This window comes from Marinomonas polaris DSM 16579 (assembly GCF_900129155.1).
Classification (GTDB): Bacteria; Pseudomonadota; Gammaproteobacteria; order Pseudomonadales; family Marinomonadaceae; genus Marinomonas; species Marinomonas polaris.
The window spans coordinates 1-18864 of the sequence record NZ_FQVF01000014.1 but is presented as its reverse complement, the minus strand read 5'-3'; the positions used below and the strand labels follow the sequence as shown (position 1 = coordinate 18864).

The 18864-nt window shown below is 43.6% G+C and carries 16 protein-coding genes; 5 read left to right on the top strand and 11 right to left on the bottom strand.

From position 1 onward, the window contains the following. Position 1 precedes the first annotated feature (1 nt). From BUA59_RS14875 to BUA59_RS14860, 4 genes are all read left to right on the top strand, one after another. Complete coding sequence (locus tag BUA59_RS14875; RefSeq protein ID WP_072840486.1) at positions 2–883, top strand: carbohydrate ABC transporter permease; 882 nt, start codon at positions 2–4, stop codon at positions 881–883. After that, positions 880–1725: a carbohydrate ABC transporter permease gene (locus BUA59_RS14870; protein WP_072840485.1), complete on the top strand. Its 846-nt coding sequence runs from the start codon at positions 880–882 to the stop codon at positions 1723–1725. The genes BUA59_RS14875 and BUA59_RS14870 overlap by 4 nt, the downstream gene beginning before the upstream one ends. Before the next feature lie 101 nt (positions 1726–1826). Next, a complete protein-coding gene (locus BUA59_RS14865) occupies positions 1827–3137 on the top strand; it encodes an extracellular solute-binding protein (RefSeq protein WP_072840484.1) in 1311 nt (436 codons plus the stop codon). A gap of 62 nt (positions 3138–3199) precedes the next feature. Next, the gene (locus tag BUA59_RS14860) at positions 3200–4183 is read left to right on the top strand and encodes an aldose epimerase family protein (RefSeq protein ID WP_072840483.1); all 984 of its coding nucleotides are present in this window, start codon (positions 3200–3202) and stop codon (positions 4181–4183) included. 93 nt (positions 4184–4276) lie between these two features. On the opposite strand, the gene BUA59_RS14855 is transcribed toward BUA59_RS14860, so the two are convergent. The 11 genes from BUA59_RS14855 to BUA59_RS14800 form a co-directional block, all read right to left on the bottom strand. Next, complete coding sequence (locus tag BUA59_RS14855) at positions 4277–5365, bottom strand: ABC transporter substrate-binding protein (protein WP_072840482.1); 1089 nt, start codon at positions 5363–5365, stop codon at positions 4277–4279. Positions 5366–5578: 213 nt separating this feature from the next. Then, positions 5579–7546 carry a methyl-accepting chemotaxis protein gene (locus tag BUA59_RS14850; RefSeq protein ID WP_072840599.1) on the bottom strand — a complete coding sequence of 656 codons (1968 nt, stop codon included), beginning with the start codon at positions 7544–7546 and terminating at the stop codon, positions 5579–5581. Between the two features lie 417 nt (positions 7547–7963). Continuing rightward, on the bottom strand, positions 7964–8194 hold the full coding sequence (locus BUA59_RS14845) for a hypothetical protein (RefSeq protein ID WP_072840481.1): 231 nt from the start codon (positions 8192–8194) through the stop codon (positions 7964–7966). Between the two features lie 74 nt (positions 8195–8268). Then, the gene (gene etfB, locus BUA59_RS14840; protein ID WP_072840480.1) at positions 8269–9045 is read right to left on the bottom strand and encodes an electron transfer flavoprotein subunit beta; all 777 of its coding nucleotides are present in this window, start codon (positions 9043–9045) and stop codon (positions 8269–8271) included. Further along, positions 9035–10321 (bottom strand): electron transfer flavoprotein subunit alpha, encoded by a 1287-nt coding sequence (gene etfA, locus BUA59_RS14835; protein ID WP_072840479.1) that lies wholly within the window; start codon positions 10319–10321, stop codon positions 9035–9037. The genes etfB and etfA overlap by 11 nt, the downstream gene beginning before the upstream one ends. Beyond that, entirely contained in the window at positions 10321–12246 is a 1926-nt protein-coding gene (locus tag BUA59_RS14830; RefSeq protein ID WP_072840478.1) for a (Fe-S)-binding protein, read from the bottom strand. The genes etfA and BUA59_RS14830 overlap by 1 nt, the downstream gene beginning before the upstream one ends. 12 nt (positions 12247–12258) lie before the next feature. Beyond that, positions 12259–14325, bottom strand: coding sequence for a dimethylglycine demethylation protein DgcA (dgcA, locus tag BUA59_RS14825; protein WP_072840477.1), 2067 nt, complete (start codon positions 14323–14325; stop codon positions 12259–12261). Positions 14326–14394: 69 nt separating this feature from the next. Next, positions 14395–14940 (bottom strand): DUF5943 domain-containing protein, encoded by a 546-nt coding sequence (locus tag BUA59_RS14820; RefSeq protein ID WP_072840476.1) that lies wholly within the window; start codon positions 14938–14940, stop codon positions 14395–14397. Between the two features lie 67 nt (positions 14941–15007). After that, positions 15008–15985 carry a dipeptidase gene (locus BUA59_RS14815; protein WP_072840475.1) on the bottom strand — a complete coding sequence of 326 codons (978 nt, stop codon included), beginning with the start codon at positions 15983–15985 and terminating at the stop codon, positions 15008–15010. Positions 15986–16527: 542 nt separating this feature from the next. Further along, positions 16528–17223: a VC0807 family protein gene (locus BUA59_RS14810; protein ID WP_072840474.1), complete on the bottom strand. Its 696-nt coding sequence runs from the start codon at positions 17221–17223 to the stop codon at positions 16528–16530. Between the two features lie 605 nt (positions 17224–17828). Then, complete coding sequence (locus tag BUA59_RS14800) at positions 17829–18428, bottom strand: hypothetical protein (protein ID WP_072840472.1); 600 nt, start codon at positions 18426–18428, stop codon at positions 17829–17831. A 191-nt stretch (positions 18429–18619) separates the two neighbouring features. On the opposite strand from BUA59_RS14800, the gene BUA59_RS14795 reads away from it, so the two are divergent. Further along, a partial coding sequence (locus tag BUA59_RS14795; RefSeq protein WP_072840471.1) for a transposase occupies positions 18620–18864 on the top strand: 245 nt, incomplete at its 3' end.

Genomic DNA, 18864 nt, shown 5'->3' with positions numbered 1-18864 from the left:
GATGGCAGAAAGTTATCGTCGTTCCCGTTGGACGAATGGTCTATTTGTTGTCCCGTATCTCAGTGTTTTTTTAACCTTGTTGGTATTTCCTCTTGGCTGGGGAATTTGGCTGTCGCTCAATAAAGTCGATCTTTTTGGTGGCGAGCGCTTCATCGGCTTAAAAAACTATGCACGAGTATTAAGCGACCCAATTTTTGGTCAAGCGGTAAAAAACACTCTAATTTTCGTCGGAGTGTCTGTTCCTACCTTGGTCATTCTTGGGTTGTTTCTAGCGTTAGCCTTGAATAAAACCAGCAAAGGGTCGTCTTTCTTGAGAGGTTTGTTTTTTGCCTCTTCTATTTTGTCCGTCACCATAGTGACGCTCATTTGGCGAATCGTCTTCATTCCCAATGACGGTTTAATGTCGTTAATTTTTGAGTTTTTCGGCTGGCAACCAATTGGCTTTCTTTCAACTACAGGATGGTCGTTGTTTTCAGTGGGGGTAGCAACCGTTTGGTGGTGTATTGGTTTACCCATGATGCTTTTCTTGGCTGCCTTACAACAGATACCGAAAGACCTTTATGAAGCAGCAGCGTTAGATAACGCTTCCCGCTGGCGAGTGCTCACTCGTATCACTCTGCCATCCATTAAGTCCACTATTATGTTGGTTGCCATTATTCAAGTGGTGATGCAATTTCAGTTGTTTGGTCAGGCACAGTTGATGACCAATGGTGGTCCAGCTGGGTCATCTCGCCCTATTGTGATGTACATCTATGAAGTGGGTTTCTTACGTTGGGATATTGGTCTGGGCGCGGCTGCGTCGCAAATCCTGTTCTTAATTATTCTGTGTGCCGCCATGCTTCAGTATTGGGTCAGCACTCGTAAAGAGGAGGTAGACGCATGAAAGCATTCAACTATTCGCCTGAGCATTTGACCTCTAACCGTCAGCTATTTTGGATAGCTGCAGTGCTTGGTGTCATCATGATGGCGCCAGTGGCATGGATAATAGGGTTATCTCTAAAAGACAATGCTGAATTGCTCAGAGGTACGGAAGCTGTCTTTTCATTCCCGTATACCTTATTGAATTACGCCAACATCCTTGAATCTTCCAGCGTTTTCGGCTGGTTTATGAATTCTATGATAGTGGCAGTCGGTCAAACCGTCGGTGTGTTACTGCTTTCTTCGTTAGCAGGTTACGCATTTGCAAGGCTGGAGTTCCCGTTCCGTAAGACGCTATTCATCATTGTGTTGTTTGGTTTAGCGGTACCAGAACAGGCGGTAATTATTGCTCGTCACCAGATGTTTAATTGGTTTGATCTGCATAACACCCATATCGGCTTAATATTACCCAACTTGTCATCAGCGTTTGGCGTTTTCTTAATGACACAATTCTTTCGGGCCATCCCAAAAGAAATTGATGAAGCTGCCATGCTGGATAACGCCTCGACCTTTCGTATTTTCTGGAAAGTATTGCTACCGCTGACGTTACCCGCGCAAGCGACCTTGGGCATCTTCACTTTCTTGCAAGCTTGGAATGATTATTGGTGGCCGCTTATATCCGCGACCAAATCCGACATGTACACACTCACCATAGGCATAGCTTCGTCACAAACGAACTTTGCGCAATCAGAAGGGCTAGGCTTTTTGGGCGCACAAGCTGTATTTGCCTCGTTACCCGTGGTGATCGTCTACATCTTTTTTCAACGCCATATAGTTACCGCGGTATCAGGAGGAGCCGTGAAATAGCAATCGTCATATTGACTAAGAAATTGAAATGAAAAGTGATTTAAGAAAAATTGAAAGTGAAATAGGACTACAACAATAACAACGACCTAGGAGAATCAATAATGAAAAAGCTACTTCTCGGAACAACAGCAATTGGATTATTGGCGTTATCACCATTGGCTAATGCCAACACAACAATTGAATTACAGCGTTTTTTTGGTGCCTGCGAAGCGGAATACGGCAAAGCAACTGATGTATCTGCTGCCGTTGGCGAATGCGGCATCATCACCACTCTCGTCAATAAGTTCGCAGCTGAAAATCCAGACATAAACGTAAAAGTCAGCACGGTAGAATGGCCTGGATACGACCAGCTTAATGCCCAATTGGCATCTCGATCTGCTCCAGATGTGGTATCTATGCACTACTCGGCCATGTCAGATTATCAATCCCGTGGTCTTTTAGTTCCACTTGATAAGCTACTAAAAGACCAAAGCATTAAAGCCACCGATTTTACCGATGCAGCCATTACCAGTGTCACTAAAGAAGGCAAAATATACGCTTTACCCTTCGATAACTGGACAATGCTATTCCACGTTAATAACAACTTAATGAAAAAAGCCGGCCTAATGAAAGCAGATGGCAACCCTATTTTACCAACCAACCGTGATGAGCTTTTTTCGCAGGGCAAGCAGTTTAAAGACGCCACAGGTAAGCCTTATTTGGTGCAAGTACTAGCAAATGAAACAGCCACTTATGCGCGTATTTTTTATACCCTAATGATGCAGCAGAACAGTAAATTCTTTGATGATCCAAGCCATATTGATTTAAGCGGTCAAGACGCTAAAGCCGCACTTACCTTTATGAAAGATATCGTAGATCAAGGGCTTAGCACCAAAAACTTGGACTACCCAGCAGCTGTATCAGCTTTTTCCAATGGTGATGGCGGTATTGCGGTTAACGGAACATGGTTAATTGGCTCCTATGACGCTCAGTCTAAAGAGTCCAATAACGCTTTATCAAACGGTTATAGCGTCTTTCCTGTCCCACAATTTTTTAAACAAAAAGACGTAACCTATACAGATGGGCATGGCTGGGTTGTTCCGCGTGGTGACCGTAGCGATGAAAAAATGGCCGCCATTGGCAAGTTATTTAAATTTTTCTATGACAACAACTATGAATGGTCTCGAACCGGACATTTGCCAACTGTGAAAAAAGTGATTGCCAGCAACGAATTCAAATCCTTACCTCACCGTAGTGATATTGCTAAAATCGCCAAAACAGGACAAGCCTTACCTTCGGCAGTGTTACGTCAATTTGCCATTCAAGACATCATTGGTGAAGAGTTGAGTTCTGCCATTAGCGGCAACAAATCGATAGACGATGCACTAAAAACAGCGCAATATCGAGTTAACGACTTATTAGAAAATATCTAATCTATCTATATTTCTATACTTTCGGGAGCTTCGGCTCCCGTTTATTTGAAAAGGATACTTCCGTGAATCTCGCTCCAGATTTAAACCAAGTTCAATGTGTCACGCTACAAAACGCTCAACTCAAAGTGTCTATTTTGACACTGGGCGCTAGCATTCAATCCGTTTATCTAAATGGCTATGAGCATTCTTTAGTATTAGGCTCGCCAAAGCTGACCGATTACCTTCAGGGTGCAAAATACTTTGGTGCGGTAGTCGGACGAGTTGCAAACCGAACTAACAAAGGTCATGCCGTGATTGGCGGTAAAACCTACCAATTACCACCTACTCTGCCAGAAGCTCACCACTTACACGGTGGTCCTGATGGAACAGGCAGCAAAAACTGGTCAATCATCGAACAAACTGACAACATGGTTCAGCTACAAACTACACTTGCTGACGGCGAAATGGGCTATCCAGGTAACATGGTTGTGGATGTATTTTATCGTTTGCTCGATAGCACATTGGAAATGGAAATTACCGCCACTACAGACAAGCTGACAATTTGTAATTTTGCCGGTCACAGCTACGTTAATCTTGACGGCAAAGGCTCTATTTTAGACCATCAACTAAGTATCAAAGCGGATCATTATTTACCTGTTGATGCAGGGCTCATTCCAACAGGAGAAGTCACGCCAACGGCTGGCAGCGCGTTTGATTTTCATCAGCTTCGCACCATCGGTCGTGAAGGCTATCCTGAACTGGATTCCAACTTCTGCCTATCTCTTGCCAGTAATCGCCCATTACAAACGGTAGCGACTCTGAAAGGCCCAATCACTGGCCTCACATTAAATTATCAGACCACAGAACCGGGCCTACAAGTTTACGACGGCCGTCATATTCGACTAGACGCAGAATCGAATATTAACCAAGGCGCATTAACTGCCTATGCAGGTCTTGCTCTTGAAGCACAACATTGGCCGGATGCGATTAACCAGTCTCACTTTCCACCAATATTACTTGCACCAGAAGATACTTACCGACAAGTTACACGTTATGCATTCAAGTAACTACTGAGTTGAGCCGACATAAAACGAAAAAGGGCTTTCTACAAAAAATGTAGAAAGCCCTTTTTTCAATACAAAATTTTTCAATACAAAAAATTAATTTTCTAACGACACCATAAAAGTGCCTTCAGGCGTCACTGGCAAATATTTCTTATAAAAATCTAAATAGGCTTGCTCAGGATTCAAATCGGAGAATAAATCTGGATACATAGCTTTTGCGTAAAACTCGAACATCGCGGCATCTAAAATGGTGCGGCATGCGCCATGATAAGCTCCGTACAAACGATTGTTTTTTACTGCCGAAATTGAAGACCAACCCAAGCGTTTTTTGTAACCTTCTAAACGTTTACGAGCCTCTGCTTTATCAATGCCCTGCCCCATGATCATAGAATCAAGGACTGCGCCTGTTTCATACCCTGTGATAACAATAACATCAGGATTCGAAGCAATCACTTGCTCAGGGTTTAACTTACCCCACCATTCAACAAATGGCGCAGAGATATTATCGCCACCTGCCATAGTAGAAATGGCTCCCCACATGTTTTTACCAAAGGTAAAACCAAGCTCTTGCACGCCGGAAGCACCAAACTCAGTATACACTTTTGGTTCTGGCAAATTCGCATCAGCTAGACGTTTACTAATGGTCTCGACGGTTTTTTTATACTCGGCTGCGATAGTTGCGGCACGTTTTTCTTGTCCTGTAATCACACCAATTATCTCAGTGCTTTTAACATGACGTTCTACTGTTTGCGCATTGTAATCCACAACAATCACTTTGATACCAGCACTTTCGAGGCGCTCGATATCCGTTCCTAAGGCTTTATATTGCCAATCTGCTAACATCAACACATCAGGGTTCAAGCCAATCACTTTTTCTACCGAAAAAGTTTGCGTGTCTACACGACCAATGGCCGGAATGTCTTGTAAAGATGGACGATGCTTAACATACATTTCCCAATTAGCCGAACGAGCTTCCCAAATATACCTAGACATACCAACAACCTTGTCGTAAGCGGCTTCCGTGCCAATTGCCATGTAATCTTCAGGATAAAACCCGACAATGACACGTTGAGCTGGCGCATTAAATGTGACATCACGACCAAGGACATCCTTCACCGTTACTTCACCAGCCCAGCTTGCACTCATAAAAAGAGTGAACAGAAGCATTACAAACGACTTAACCATGCTTACACCTTCATTAGTAAATTTGTTCGGTATGATAATCGTTATCACTATATTTTAAAATCAATTCTCTAGTATTTTTACTTATGTGCTAAGTGAATTAATTAGACTATGAATTAGTGCTTAAATAACCATACTAAAGGCCCAAAAAGATAGACGAAAAAAAGACCACTAAAAAGTGGCCTTTAATCGCTAACTATATCCATAACTCTCGGTTTATTCTGTACGGAATCGAACAACCATCGAATGCAGTTCTTTACTCAACTGATCCTGTTTCTTACAAAGATCAGCAACATCCACAGATATACTTGAAACACGATGCGCCGCATCACTAATAGCACCAATGTTTTCGTTAACACCTTCTGTTACCGCACGCTGTTCTTCAGCAGAAGCCGCCGTTTGCATCGTCATATCACGCATTTGCTTCACAACTTCTTCAATTTGCTCAAAAGAATTAAGCGCCTTATCTGATAGACTAATGGCATTTTCAGATTCCGCTAAACTCGTCACCATAGACTCTGATGCTTGCTTGGTTCTACTAGCAAGCAGCCCCAAAATATTACTAATTTGTTCTGTAGATTCTTGTGTACGCCCCGCAAGGGTTCGCACTTCGTCAGCTACCACTGCAAAACCTCGACCTTGTTCACCGGCACGAGCCGCTTCAATAGCCGCGTTCAAGGCCAACAAGTTAGTTTGCTCAGCAATTGCCTGTATGGTTGATAGAATCTGATTAATATTAGTGGTTTCTTTTTGCAACTCAGTAATGATTTGATTCGAATCTTTTAAACGAGCACCTAAACGATTCACGCCTTCAGCACTGCTCTTAAGAAGATTTTTACCCGCGATAGTAGTTTCTAAACCTTTCTCAGAAAACTGAGCAGAATTAGCACAACTTTCAGCAGCTTCATTAGACGCAATCAGCATTTGCTGTCCAGCTTCTGCGATTAACTCAATAGACTGCAATTGATCTGTAGCAGACTGCGCGACTTCGTTCGCTTTAGCTGATGTTTCTGCAGCAATCTTATCGATCTGTATACCTGAGTGCTTAATACCAAGAATGAGTTTACGAGTTGATTCAATAAACTGATTAAACCAGTTAGACAATGTACCTGTTTCATCATTGGTTTTAATGTCAATTTTCGAAGTTAAATCCCCTTCGCCTTCCGCTAGAATACGCAAATGATCCGAAACAGACTCAATCGGAGTAATTAAGCTTTTCGCCATCAAATAAGCAATAAAACCAAAAACGAGTAATAACAAGATGCAAACAACGACCGTTGTTTGAATTAACTCAACAGTACTAGAGTAAATTTCAGTTGCTGGCATTAGACCAACAAACTTCCATTTTAAATTAGGAGAAGTATATACATCAGCATAATAATCTTCGCCATCTAGCTTAAAGTTAATCAAACCAGAAGAGGTTTGAGCGATTTTTTGATACGCATCACCCGTTACCTCACTGATTTTCTTGAAGTTATTATCTGCATGAAGTGCATCAACCAAAATAGTACCGGTATTTTCAATAACCATGATACTACCAGAGTTACCCAGCTTAGTTTTATTCGCCATTTCAGTTAAGGTTTTGATCGATACATCAACCGCAACGACACCGCCAATACTATTACCTTTTTTGTAAGTCCGTACCGCAGACACATAAACCGCATCATCAGGCTCCCAGTAATAGGCATCACGTAAAGCGACCTTACCAGGTGTTTCCATAGCTCTTGTATACCAACCACGTTGCTTCGGATGCCATTCAGCGTATTCATAGGTCCCCGGCCATTCTAAATAACCGTCACTATCATCACCCATATAAACATAAACATAGTTGGGATTGTTTTTACCAATCGCCTCAAACATATTGAATACATCGGCTTCACGACCACCGTTTTGTTCAGCAATTTTACTCGGTGCTTTTCCTTTAGATTCAAAATAAGTCGTTAATGGTTTTGCATCAGAGACCGTCACAGGGTCACTGTCAGCAATAAAACCAACAACATATTTGATATCATTTACAAATTGATCAAAGGATTTTTCAACGGCACCAAGCGTTTGCCCGCTATTTTTTGAAAAATTCTTCAATGCTTGGTCTGACGCTAGATAGGCAGTTATTGAACTGACAACTAAGACGGGCAACACGGTGGCAATTGAAAAAGCAATCAACAACTTCGTTTTGATTTTCATAGAATTTACCCAAATATTATAATAGCCATATGGATCCAAGAAGGAATTTCTTTATAAATTCACTAGCTGGTAATCAACATTAACTCATAGACTGAAAATGATTATTAATAACCCAAAAACATCATTATTGATGATATTTTATAAAAGACCACAACCAGATACATTTATTCCTTACCACTACTTTATTATCCATATACATCGATAAAATACTGCATTATAGGCGTATAAACCATAGAAAATTTCAAAATGTAACGATTATGAAAAGAGTATAGAAAAAATCTATTTTAGAGAGATAAAGCTTATGAAAAAGAGGAGGATGAAAATCTTATTATGAAGTAATAAAACTCATACAAGCTTATTACTTCATAACTAAAATTTATTGATAGACATGAAGCTTATATTTCAAAAAAGCTAATGTTAACCAAATGCAGCCATGACAGTAGAGACTTCTGGCAAAACAGTCGTGTTGTCTTTTTGCATTTCGGTACAAAGATCTTTTACGAACGGAGTTTGCTCTGGATATGACTGCAACCAAGACAGCACAGCGGACTGTACTTGTGCCAAACTTTGCTCTTGAGTAACGGGCGCTCCTAACGCGATGAGTCTTTCTTTAAAATCGACTTCGTCGACCAAATCTACAATCATCATATTGCATACCTATAAACAAACAATTTGTTCAATCAATAACCAATGGGACATATAGCTTATACCTAAATGAGCACTTAGCGAACCACTTTCTCTTCTAATAAAAGATCAAAGATAGCTTGTGCTTTCTCTGCCGCTGTTTCGTCCTTCATTATTTTACCACCTCCGCCAACTGGTTTCGCTGTCGCTGCTTTCATTCGATCTGCAGCAGTCTTTGCTTTCACTACTTTTAAACGTTTAGGACGAGGTTTGGCTATGTTGATTTGCCATTGGCTCGCAGCTTCATCAACAACTCTTTCTAAGGTCAGCACTTTAAAATCAGCTCTCAGTCCTGGACCAAATGCCGTTTGCCGTGCCTCTTGCGCTGCATTGTCAACACTGGCAATAAAAGGTAATTTGACTATCACCGCACGGCGTTGACCACGGGGCAAGGCTAAAAGCACTTCAGCTTCCCCCTCTTTTATATTCAATATTTCTGCCACACGAGGCACTAATGGCCAACCTAATTGCTCGGCCAATAAATACGGCAACATTCCAGACGACTCGCCGCTTTCTGCGCGAACGCCAGTGAGCACCACATCAATATGCTTGTCCTTTAAAAATGAGACAAGCGCGGGCAGAGCATCACAATCACTCTCTTGTGCCAATACGGTTAACGAAGGTAATCCCATTCCTGCGTATTGTCGGAGAACAGGCTCTTGTGCATTACCAGCGTGAACTACAGTTAATGTGTTACCAGCAAGATTTAAGCCTAACTCTACCGCCCGTCCATCTTGTTCAGCACGACGAGCACGACCTGATTGAGGATGACGCCCTACCGAAACCAAAGAAACCACATTGATATTAGGCAGCATCGCTTTTCTCCTCTTGGCTTTTAGATAAGGAATATTGCTGAGCAAGCTTAGTAAGTTCTTCTAATATGGCTTCGCTATCGGCAATCACCGCCAAATCGGCACGCTTCACCATGTCACAACCAGCATCTGTATTAATAGCAACCACCTTATCGCACTGCCCGATACCCTGCATGTGTTGAATTGCACCAGAAATACCCACCGCCAAATATACCCGAGCGGTAACCCAAGTCCCCGACGCGCCCACTTGACGAGACCTAGGCATAAAACCGTCGTCCACCGCAACACGGCTGGCTCCCTCGGTCGCGCCAAGTGCGGCTGCTGCCGAATGGAATTGATCCCAATTATGAATACCATTACCCGCTGACAAAATAAACTCCGCTTCAGCTAAAGGCACAGCGTTAGAGTCCACCTCGATTTGCCCTTTATCAAGCAAGCAAGAACCCGATGGAACAATAAACTCTTCTGATAAATCCAATGGTAAAACCTGGTGGCGAGTATCTTCGATAGCGTTAGCGCACTCTTCCATCAGCATCAAAATCCGCGGCGTTTCTCGACGAATATCCTGACTACCTGACGCGCCGCGACTCGTAGTCGTCGATGCAGTCACTTGCCATGCTTGCGCTGCAGGCCGCTCGCCTAACTTAGCCGCTAAACGACTCGCTAAATCACTTCCGCCATGAACGCTATCTGGGAATAACCAATGCTCTGGTCGATACTGAGTTTCGATCTGTATCAAGGCAGCCACTCTCACTTCTGGCGCGAAACCTTCAAACTCGTCAGCCGATAAATGAATCAAGCGATCCACACCCGCCAAATCAAACTGAGTTTCTTTGCTCTCGCCAAAGCACACCAAAACGACCGCTGTGTTCTGATTTCCTTCAGCCACTAGCTGATGAGCCAAGCCCAGAATATCTTTGTCGTGACTGGTCAAACGCCCACCAATCATATCCGCCACCACCATGATGTAAGCATCTGGATTTTCGACGATATGCAACGGCCGCTGTGTTTCTTTCGCTTCGCCAGTCCGTTTTTTACTATTAAGTCCTGCAGAAGATAGGTTAGCTCTATCAATACGCTTAATGCCATTCGGGCCAATAAAGCCAATAACATGAGGATTCTTACGCAACAAACCCGACGAGCCACGCACTTCACCTTGTCCGGCAGAAACCACACTACTATGCAAAGGATGCAAACGATTTCGAGCAATCCACTCAGTTCTTGGATCTCTGCGTAGCAGGTTATCTAAAGAGCTGTCTTTTGAAGAAAAATGACTCATCAGTGGGTCTCCTCAATTGACTGCCTATCAATTAACTGACCTGCCAAAATTTCTGCAATATCTTTTACAACGGGTCTTGGTTCTACCACGCCTTCCAACATAGCAGTACATTGTTGGCAACCTACAGCCACCATATCTGCACCTGTACTGATAACGTCTTCCATGCGCATATCAGCAATACGACGTTCGCTAGGAATGTCAGTTATTGGCGCGCCACCGCCGCCGCCACAACACCGTGAGCGATAACCAGAGCGTTCCATTTCAGCCACTTCAATTCCCAAACTCGCCAACAGCTCACGAGGCGCTTCGTACTCGCCGTTATAACGTCCCAAATAACAAGGATCGTGATAAGTCACCTTGCCGCCTTTGAAGGTATCCAGCTGCAAACGGCCATCTTTCACTAACTGATTTAGGAAAGTCGTATGGTGTAAAACTTCTACGTTCTGTAGAGCATCAGAGCCAAAATCACCGTATTCATTTTTCAAACAATGGAAGGCATGAGGATCAGTCGTCACAATCTTGTTGAACTGATATTTCGACAAGGTCGCTAAGTTACGTTTTGCTAAGCTTTGGAAAGTAGCGTCATCGCCCAAACGACGGGCAACGTCGCCACTGTCTAATTCTTCATCTCCCAAAATAGCGACATCAACATTGGCGGCTTTCATCAACTTCACAAATGCTCGAAGAATCCGCTGGCTGCGCATATCAAAAGCACCGTCAGACACCCAAAACAATACATCCGCTTGTTTCACATCTTTCATCAGATTCAAGTTTTGATCCGCAGTCCAATGGGTTCGGCTCGCTGGCGAGTAACCATTCGGATTATCCGTAGCGATTATGTTTTCGAGTACTTGCGCGCCTTTGTTCGGCGTGTCGCCTTTTTCCAGTGTCAAGAAACGGCGCATATCGACGATGGCATCCACGTGCTCGATCATCATTGGGCACTCTTCCACACAAGCTCGGCAAGTAGTACAAGACCAAAGCGTATCTGGATGGATCAAACCGTCAGTAATGATTTGATTCGGCGCGCCTTTCGCATTGCCTACTTCAACATTAGGGTAAGGGCTGCCAGCATAGTTTTCGTCTGTGCCACCCGCAAAACCCACCACCATATCTTGAATAAGCTTTTTAGGGTTCAATGGCTGACCCGCAGCAAACGCAGGACAAACCGCTTCGCAACGACCACATTGCACACAAGCATCAAAACCTAATAACTGATTCCATTTAAAATCCGTTGGTTTCGCCACACCATGTGACGTTTCACCTAAAACAGCAGGTTTTAAACCAGTAGAACGTCCACCACCAAAGCGCTCTGGACGACGATGAAGGGCAAGGTGTAACGCACCCGCAAAAGCGTGCTTCATCGGCCCGCCCCACGTCATGCCAAACAGCATTTCACTGAGACTCATTAAGATCAAAGCTGACAAGACTAAAGTAAGCAGCCAACCACCAAAGCCCTCCGGTAGCACACCAGCAGCAGGCAAGGTCAGCACAAAAAAGGTGATCGAAAAGGTCAGCAAGCTTTTAGGCAAGCGCATCCACGGCCCTTTAGAAAGGCGCGAAGGCGGATTCAAACGACGCTTATAAACGAAAAGTGCACCGCAAAACATCATAACCAAAGCCGCTAATAACGCCCACGCCAGAATCTTGCTATCGATGCCAAACAGGTGAACAAACACCACCAGCACCATCGCCAATACAAAACCGCCGCCCGTCGCCACGTGGGTGCGAGATATATACTTATCCCGATCAACCACGTGATGAAGGTCATGCAGATAGCGTTTCGGCATTGCCAGCAAGCCCGCTAGAATATCGACTTTTTCAGCCTGCCCTGCACGCCATAAGTTCATACGGCGAACTGCACCAATTCCGGCGAGCACAAGCAGAACACCTATCAAAGTTGGAGGTAACCAATCAAGCATCATGATCTATTACTCCTACAAATCCTTGCAGAGGCGCAAAGCGTCATACATTGCGGCGTGAACATTACGCTGCGACACACCATCACCCAAACGCCACAAGATCATGCCTTCACCATTCTGATCATTCAGAACTGGTTGAGGTTTCACATCGAACAACGCTTCGTTATCAATCTGCCCTTTATTGCGCGAACTGGCTTTCAAAGCGTAATACAAGTCTTCATTTGGACGAGTGCCGTTTTCGACGACTACCTGATCCACCACACGCTCTTCTTTTTGTGCTGTGTATTCATTCTCAAGCACAGCGACCAGCTTGCCGTCTTCTCGGTAGACTTTGTCGAGCAACATGTCCGAGGTCATAATGACTTCTTTCTCGTACAAGGAACGGTAATAGGTCGGGAACGTCGTACCACCAATACCAACACCGGGTTTGATATCGTCAGTTACCAATTCTACTAGCGAGCCTTTGGAAGCCAAGTAATCCGCCGCCGACATGCCTGAAAACTCACAAATCGTGTCGTAAACCAAGACGTTTTTACCCGGTTCGACCTTACCGCTGAGAATATCCCAAGTGGACACCACCAAACCTTCTGCTGCGCCCCATTCTGGATTTTGCTCCAAGAAAGGACGACCACCCATGGCCAAAATACAAATATCTGGATTGAGTTCTTTAATCATCTCTTCGCTGGCGGCGGTGCCTAAACGCACCTCCACACCCAAACGCTCAATTTCCATGACCAACCAACGAGTGATACCGGCGATTTGATCACGCTGTGGCGCTTTGGCTGCTAACACCAATTGCCCACCAAGCTCGTCTGCTTTGTCGATCAAGGTCACTTTATGACCTCGTTCTGCGGCAACACGAGCGGCTTCTAATCCTCCTGGGCCACCGCCAACCACAACAACATTGCGAATTACACCTGTGGTTTTTTCAATGATATGTGGCAACCCCATGTATTCACGAGATGTCGCGACGTTTTGAATGCACAAGACATCCAAGCCTTGATACTGACGGTCGATACAATAGTTCGCGCCAACACACTGACGGATTTGATCGACCTGATCCATTTTGATCTTGGCGATAAAATGCGGATCAGCCATGTGAGCACGAGTCATACCAACAAAGTCCACATAACCGGCTTCTATAATACGTTTGGCTTGGTTCGGATCCTTGATGTTTTGTGCATGAATAACAGGCACTTTCACCACTTCTTTGATGCCCGCCGCTAAATATAAGAAAGGCTCTGGTGGATAGCTCATGTTTGGAATCACGTTTGCCAAAGTATTGTGCGTGTCGCAACCAGAACCCACAACACCAAAATAATCCAACATATTTGTCGCATCGTAATACTGAGCAATCTTTTTCATTTCTTCGTGGCCTAAGCCATCAGGATGAAATTCATCACCTGTGATACGCATACCAACAGCAAAATCAGGCCCAACTTCAGCGCGCACGGCTTTTAATACTTCCATGCCGAACTTCATGCGACCCTCAAAGGTGCCGCCCCATTCGTCGGTGCGTTTGTTAACTCGTGGCGACCAAAACTGATCGATCAAATGCTGGTGAACTGCAGACAACTCGACGCCATCCAAACCACCTTCTTTGGCACGACGCGCTGCTTGGGCGAAATCACCAATGATGCGCCACATTTCTTCAACTTCGATAGTTTTGCAAGTCGCACGGTGAACAGGCTCACGAATACCAGAAGGCGACATCAGGTTTGGCCAATTTTCACCATCCCAACGAGAACGACGTCCCATGTGAGTAATTTGAATCATGATCTTACCGCCGTGCTTATGCACTGCATCGGCAAGATTTTGGAAATGAGGAATAATGCGATCAGTCGATAAATTGACCGAGCTCCACCAACTTTGTGGACTGTCGATAGACACCACACTGGAACCACCGCAAATACACAAGCCACAACCGCCTTTGGCTTTTTCTTCGTAATACTTCACATAGCGGTCTGTCGTCATACCGCCATCAGTAGCATACACCTCAGCATGAGCCGTACTGACAATACGATTGCGGATGGTTAATTTATTAATGTTAAGTGGCTCGAACAACGCATCATACTGGGACATAGTAACCCTGCCTAAAAAACTACAGACTGAAAAACAAATAACGACGTTACGAATGCAATAGTCGTAACCCTATAAAGGAGTGACTTGAAAATAACCGACGTCAACACCCTCTTCCGCCGCACTTTGGGTTTGAATCGCTTTAGTTCGAGTCGCCAAACCTTTGCTTTCTAAGATCTGATCCAACGCGCCAGCAAACCAACCCGTAAACATATAATCCACCTTGCGGTTAACTTTCTTACCGTGGATTTTTTCGTAGTGATAAACAAAGGCCGAGTTTTCCAAGCGCACTTTTGCCGTGCCTTTTTCGATGTCTAATTCTTCGGTAATAAAAAAGCCCCAACCGCGCTGCGATAGGCGTTTCAAATAATGGTGCCAAATCTCCTCGCCATAAATACCATGGCATTCGGACTCTTGTTCACACCAAAAATACGCTGACTTATAACCCGCTTTATAAAGGATCTCGGCATAACGCTCGGCACCAATCTCGTCTTCAATCCCCATGTGGTTATTAACAAAGAAGTGACGCGGCACATACAGCATTGGCAGCGCATCCGTCGTCCAAACACCCGTTTCATCATCAACAACAATTGGCATTTCTGGCGCATGAGAACTCATATCTAATTCCTTTAATTCTTTTCGTTAAGATCAAATACTGCAAAGCGTTACGAGCATAGTCGATTGACTATTCCCCCCAGACTTCCTGCAAAAGGTTCACCCAATTCTCACCCATAATCTTCACCACCTGACGTTCACTAAAACCATGCTTCAACAAGGCTTCGGTCAAATTAGGGAAGTCGCCAACGGTGCGCATACCAAGTGGATTAATAATCTCGCCAAAGCGCGTTAGACGGCGGGCATAACCTTTGTCGTGGGTTAGGTATTCGAAGAAGTCGTAACCGTGACCTTGAGTAAAGTCAGTGCCGATACCAATCGCATCTTCACCAACAATGTTGTAGATGTATTGAATCGCTTCCACGTAATCGTCAATAGTCGCGTTAATACCAGCTTTTAAGAAAGGAGCGAACATGGTGACGCCGACAAAACCGCCGTTGTCGGCAATAAACTTAAGCTCTTCGTCGGTGCGGTTACGTGGGTGTTCTTTCAAACCCGCAGGCAAACAATGGGAATACGCCACAGGCTTTTTCGATTCGATGATGACTTCTTTCGCGGTATTTGGCCCAACGTGAGATAAATCACACAACATACCAACACGGTTCATCTCTGCCACAATCTCACGACCATAGCCAGACAAACCACCGTCGCGTTCATAACAGCCCGTGCCAACCAAGTTTTGCGTGTTGTAGCACATCTGCACAATGCCCACGCCAAGGTCTTTAAAAATCTGAACGTATCCAATTTGATCTTCAAACGCATGGGCATTTTGAAAGCCCATCATGACGCCGGTTTTGCCTTCGGCTTTCGCGCGGTGAATGTCTTTTGTCGTGTAAACCTTAGTCAGCAAATCACTGTTAGCTTCGATCAGCTGATTCATCTCAACCACATTGCGAACCGTGCCTTCGAAGTTTTCCCAAAACGACACAGTGCAATTCGCTGCAGTCAGCTTGCCCTTTGCCATGTCTTCGAATAGCTCGCGATTCCACTTCGCACAAATCAAACCGTCAATAATAATGGACTTGTCGTGTAGCTCTGCTGCGTTCATTGTTTTTCCTTACCTGTTGGGTAAAACATCAATGGACTCAGTGTAATTTTTAGCTACAAGTGGGAGGTGGCTGGAAACGACTAGAGGTAGACTAAAAGCGACTTTCTCTCTTTTGCTTCGTCAAGAAAGAAAACAAGCTCAGCTCCGTAGTACTTCGAGTGTTATTCCGCCCTGCTGGGCGTGTAACTTTTTGCTAGCGCCCAAAAAGTAACCAAAAATTCGCTTTAAGATCTTTAGTGCCTGATTTTTTTCATAGGTTCATGATTGTTACCTACGCTCGTTATATCGTAAGGCATAGATTATTTTTGGTGTTTTTAGGAAGGGTATTTTTAACTGACTCTGAAACTCCATAACGTCGCGCAACGCTGTTGCGTCGAACTAACTTCATCGGGATTTCAAGCGCAGAAGGTAAAATGGTTGGGGGCAGATCAAGAAATAGTTTTCTTTGATGAGCTAAAGGCACCAAACAAAGCTATAGATCAGCGAAAGTTGCCGATAATGTTTAGCCTATTTTTGCTCTGACCCCGACCTTAGTGACGGTGTTATTTCTTGACGATTAAGTCTTCTAGTTTCAATCCGGTGGCTTTTTGGATGCTGCGCCATAGGTAGTAAAATATCGCCATTAGCATGATCATCGATGGAATGGCGATCATTGGGTAGCTATATAACGTCATTTGCCCTAGTTCTTCATTAAAGGCTTCGGTTCCCGCTGGGCTGGTGACGATCCATTTAGCCAAGACGTAATTCATTGTCGCTGAGAAGGCAAAGGAGCCAGCAATAAAGTACGTGGCTTTCATTAAGCGGTTTTCAAACATTGCCGTGCTGTTGTTCTCTTCTAACTTTTGCTTGATGGTGTCAACGTCCATGATCGCCGCATTGAAGAACATGGCTCGCACCAAAGGATAAGGCGTAAAAGTCGATATCAAAACCGCAATACCAATGATAGCTGGAATAGAGGCTTCTTTAATCGCTAACCATTTATTGTCCAACTCAAACAAGCCAATACTGCCCGTCAGCAACACACTCACCAAACCTAACAAGGCAATGAAGTTGAACTTTCGATACTTCACTAACTCAAAAAGCCCCCAACCAAGAGGAAACGCCAGCGCGGCAATTAAACCGCCGCTAGTGCCTAACTTATCTTCACCACTTAACTTCATTAAAATTAACGACGGCAAAATAACACTAACAATAAGATCAACCATCGGACGTGGTTTATGTGTAGGTGAGCTATTCATAATTTTCGGGTTCCAACTTCAATTCAAATTCTAATGGCGACTATCATAAAGGAAAAATACGCATGGAAGTGAATAGACAGTGATTTTTGGCAGAAGTGCCAGAGTTTTTTGTGGATTTCATCCAAATTTCGTCAACCTCGGAACCAATGGCTCCCTCCCCTTTTGTCTTCCAAGAGAAAGATGAATCTTTGAGTAATCAAGTATATTTGTTTCTTCTCAATAGCTTTGAGCTGCAAGTCTATTCCGCCCCGCTGGGCGTGTAACTTTTTGCTAGCGCCCAAAAAGTAACCAAAAATTCGCTTTAAGATAGATTGGCTCGTGAACGGCGTTGTATAGAAGTTGTTTTATCTGACCTATTGCACAGAAGGCATAGATTGTTTTTGCTGTTTTTAGGAAGGATATTTTTAACTGACTCTGAAACTCCGTAAGGTCGCGCAATCGGGATTGCGTCGAACTTACCTTATCAATATTTTTAGCCGATTTCAGGTCAAGAAATTTTTCTTTGATAAAGTAAAAAGGCACATTTATTAACTAAAAATACCTTTTACATCATTTCTTTCCTAATAAAAAAATATTTCAAAGTAAAATGAAAAAATATTTTCTAACTATTGAATTCTTGATTTAATTGCATTAAACCATTTGACAACTTCACCTTCCAAATCAACTTCTTTTAGATAATCATAAGTCATATTACTAACTGCTCTAGTATTTAGCTTCTTCTTCACCGTGCTTTCATTATAAGGCGTAAAATTCACCAAATAATTTGGTATATCTGTCTGGTCATTAATTTCTATTTCATCGTCAATATTAAAAGCTGATTTGATTGCTATCTTATGAAGGTAGTTTTCACATTCACGCTTGCTTGTAAGAAATGCAATTGACCCATCTCCTCTAGAATTCACCTTGTCGTATGCCTTTTGATACGTTGGTGGTTGATGTGTATCTCTATCATATATATGAATTTCAGGCTTTCCTAAGTTTCTTAAGTAATGAGAGTTAACCCAGTCTTTAAGAGTAGACCCTCCTAGAGGGAGTATAACTATCCTAGGATCATTATTAAGATCTGGAACATCTACTCCATCTCTAATAAGTACTGAAGACATGCCTTTAAAAAAATTAACATCATTTGGCCCCTCAAGACATAGAAAAACTTGAGCTCTGCTATCTGGCAAAACCCCAAGATCTTTGGCGATTAATTCATACATACTATCTACGCCCTTACTAACTACAAGTGAGCCATCACCTCCCCTAACAATATGTCTTATACTATCCAATGTAAGTTGAGCCGCTAATGCAGGCACATGAGTAGTAAGAACAACTTGACAGTGTTTGGACTTCCCAGACTTTACTAGACACCCATTAACGTTAAAATCTAGTTAATCAAGAGGTGTTTTTTATGAAGTCCAAACGTTACCCTGAAGAGTTCAAAAGAGAAGCGGTTAAACAAGTGACAGAGCGGGGTTATTCTGTCTCTGAAGTCGCTCAACGGCTCGATACGACCACCCACAGTTTATATGCCTGGATCAAGAAGTTTGGAGAGCCGCAACCTCAATCATCAGAAGATCTTGATTTGGTCTCTGAGAACGCACGACTAAAGTCCGAACTGCGACGAATCACGGAGGAGCGTGACATTTTAAAAAA

Bases quoted from the DNA above. Each gene is read 5' to 3' on its own strand.
- BUA59_RS14875 (WP_072840486.1), top strand. From the start codon at position 2: ATGGCAGAAAGTTATCGTCGTTCCCGTTGGACGAATGGTCTATTTGTT.
- BUA59_RS14870 (WP_072840485.1), top strand. From the start codon at position 880: ATGAAAGCATTCAACTATTCGCCTGAGCATTTGACCTCTAACCGTCAG.
- BUA59_RS14865 (WP_072840484.1), top strand. From the start codon at position 1,827: ATGAAAAAGCTACTTCTCGGAACAACAGCAATTGGATTATTGGCGTTA.
- BUA59_RS14855 (WP_072840482.1), bottom strand. From the start codon at position 5,365: ATGGTTAAGTCGTTTGTAATGCTTCTGTTCACTCTTTTTATGAGTGCA.
- BUA59_RS14850 (WP_072840599.1), bottom strand. From the start codon at position 7,546: ATGAAAATCAAAACGAAGTTGTTGATTGCTTTTTCAATTGCCACCGTG.
- BUA59_RS14845 (WP_072840481.1), bottom strand. From the start codon at position 8,194: ATGATGATTGTAGATTTGGTCGACGAAGTCGATTTTAAAGAAAGACTC.
- etfB (WP_072840480.1), bottom strand. From the start codon at position 9,045: ATGCTGCCTAATATCAATGTGGTTTCTTTGGTTTCGGTAGGGCGTCAT.
- etfA (WP_072840479.1), bottom strand. From the start codon at position 10,321: ATGAGTCATTTTTCTTCAAAAGACAGCTCTTTAGATAACCTGCTACGC.
- BUA59_RS14830 (WP_072840478.1), bottom strand. From the start codon at position 12,246: ATGATGCTTGATTGGTTACCTCCAACTTTGATAGGTGTTCTGCTTGTG.
- dgcA (WP_072840477.1), bottom strand. From the start codon at position 14,325: ATGTCCCAGTATGATGCGTTGTTCGAGCCACTTAACATTAATAAATTA.
- BUA59_RS14820 (WP_072840476.1), bottom strand. From the start codon at position 14,940: ATGAGTTCTCATGCGCCAGAAATGCCAATTGTTGTTGATGATGAAACG.
- BUA59_RS14815 (WP_072840475.1), bottom strand. From the start codon at position 15,985: ATGAACGCAGCAGAGCTACACGACAAGTCCATTATTATTGACGGTTTG.
- BUA59_RS14810 (WP_072840474.1), bottom strand. From the start codon at position 17,223: ATGAATAGCTCACCTACACATAAACCACGTCCGATGGTTGATCTTATT.
- BUA59_RS14800 (WP_072840472.1), bottom strand. From the start codon at position 18,428: ATGTATGAATTAATCGCCAAAGATCTTGGGGTTTTGCCAGATAGCAGA.